The organism is Bradyrhizobium sp., assembly GCF_016462955.1.
GTDB lineage: Bacteria > Pseudomonadota > Alphaproteobacteria > Rhizobiales > Xanthobacteraceae > Bradyrhizobium.
Genome location: NZ_JAEMSD010000778.1, coordinates 1 through 2,199, shown reverse-complemented (window position 1 = coordinate 2,199; position 2,199 = coordinate 1). Strand labels below are relative to the sequence as shown.

Annotated in this window: 2 protein-coding genes; one reads left to right on the top strand and one right to left on the bottom strand. The window is 63.2% G+C overall.

What is annotated here, in order from left to right:
* The first annotated feature begins 418 nt into the window (after window positions 1–418).
* Window positions 419–706, top strand: coding sequence for an usg protein (locus JHD07_RS38255; RefSeq protein WP_024340798.1), 288 nt, complete (start codon window positions 419–421; stop codon window positions 704–706).
* A 16-nt stretch (window positions 707–722) separates the two neighbouring features.
* Here JHD07_RS38255 and JHD07_RS38250 read toward each other — a convergent pair.
* Window positions 723–2,199, bottom strand: a 1,477-nt coding sequence (locus JHD07_RS38250) for a tetratricopeptide repeat protein (protein ID WP_291631652.1), incomplete at its 5' end; no start/stop codon positions are given.

Sequence of the window (2,199 nt, the reverse complement as noted above, 5' to 3'; positions counted from 1 at the left end):
GCGCTTGACCACGACGCGGTCGTGAAGCGGACGGAATTTCATGCAGTCCTCCTAAGCAATTGCTCGGGTTGAGGTTTTGAGATTGTTAGCAATCGTTGCCCGTGAGTGCTAGAACGAGCGAGCCTGAAATAGGCCAGGAATTTTGTGGGGGCAAGGGCTTGTAGCAGAAAAATTAGCAGCCAAAAGCGTGGACTGCCAGAAGGCGTTCACTATCGTTAACCGATGCCGGAGCCCGTATTAGCACGGTGGCGTATCTGCTGCTAACGCATTGAATTTCAACAGCTTGTTAAACTTTTGGGCTTGAGATGAATTGTCGGTTTGCGTCACATTTCTGGTGTGAGCGCATCAGCAGCCGGGTGGCTCCCCGGGGCACGGATCAAGCCACCCGCCGAATGCGCTCCTGCAAAGGAGGTTTGGCATGGGACTGCGCGTTGGGGGTGTTTCCGACGATTTCCGGAAACAGATGCTGGGCTACGGGCTGACGACGGCACAAATCCTTTATCGAATGCCGGATCATCCCTCGCTGCTCCAGACCTACGTCTGGCAGAACTACGACATGTTTCCGAAATTCCCCGCGCTGAAGGATTTCCTGGCCTTCTGGCAGGAAAAGCTCGACGGCCCGCTCCATTCGGTCACCGTCGCGCATTCCAAGCTGATCAAGCCCGCCGAGCTCCGCGCCGTCGACGGCGTGTTCCGGCTGCATTGAACAGAGCGCCGGTCTCTTAGTGCGGACAAAGGCGCGCACTGCGCGCGCCGTGCCCACCAACTCTCCGCGATGGCGAGGGTGGGCACGCCTCCGCTTTGCCGCCCCTACGATGTGCCGCTGCAATAACGTCTCCACATCGCGCGATAGGTCTGGTCCACCGCTCGCCCGTACGCGACGGGGTTTCCGGCGGCTGCGGCCCGGATCTTGTCGGGCAGTTCAATGCGCAGCGTGTTGAGCTCTCGACATATGCCACCGCGCTATCTGCGACCCAGTCCGGCAGGCCAAGCGCCGTCAGGATGGAGCCGGCCGCGCGGCCGGGCAGGCTGTTGCCGAGCTTCGCCACAACAGGCACGCCCATCTGCAAGGCTTCCCAGGTGCTGACGCCGCCATTCTGCGGGAACGTGTCGAGGCAAATATCGACGCGATTGAACGAGGCCAGATGGTCGTCCCGGGAGGTGGCGCCGAGCAGCTCGACCCGATCGGTGGTCAGGCGGCACGCGGCGAGCCGCGCCAGCAGGTTGTCGCGCACCAGCCCATCGTCCAGCGCGAAATCCTTGATCAGCAGCCTTGAACCCGGCAGTCGCTCGAGAATCCTGGACCAGGCTTCCACCGCCGCGTCCGAAATCTTGCTGATGCGGTTGAAGACGCCGAAGGTGACGAAGCCGTTCGCGATCGCCGGCGCCTGTGCCCGCACCACGCCCTCCGGCAGCGGCGCCAGCGTTACGAAGCACGGCAGGTCGACGACGGTCTCCGCAAACAGATGCCGGACCTCGCGGGGGATCGCGACCGGGTCGGAGCAAAGATAATCGATCGTCGGCAGCCCGGTGCCGGTGCCGTGGCCCCAGCCATGGACCTGGATAGGTGCCGGCTTGCGCGCGAACACGCCGAGGCGGTTTCCCCTGGTGTGGCCGGACAGGTCGATCAGGATATCGACGCCGTCGGCGCGGATCTGAGCGGCGAGGCGATCGTCGTTCCATTGCGATGCGTCGCGCCAGCGGTCGGCGATCCCCTGAAATTCGCGCGTCGTCGCATCGATCTTCGACGAGCACGCGTAGCACACGATCTCGAACTGCGCCCGGTCATGGTGCTGCAGGACCGGCTTGAAAATGAACGCGGCCGAATGCGCGTTGAAGTCCGATGACACGTAGCCAAGCACGAGGCGGCGATCGGGATCGCGGCTGTTGTCATGCGGTGCCGCCGCATCTGAAGCGATTTTCGTTCCGATCCGCTCCCACCACAGGTGTCGCGCCTGCTGATGCTGCGCGACGCCGGCGTCCGCCACGAAATCGAGCGTGAATATCCTGCTGGAGATCGCGCTCTCGAGGTCGGGCCGGATATCGAGGGCTCGGTCGAAGCTGGCGAGGGCCTCGTCGACCCGGCCGAGTCCGGCAAGACAAAGGCCCAGCACCAGGTGAGCTTGATCGGAGTCCGGCGCGATCGCGAGCGCCCTCTCGCAATCGGGCAATGCCTGGGCGATTTTCTGGGTCTGGAGC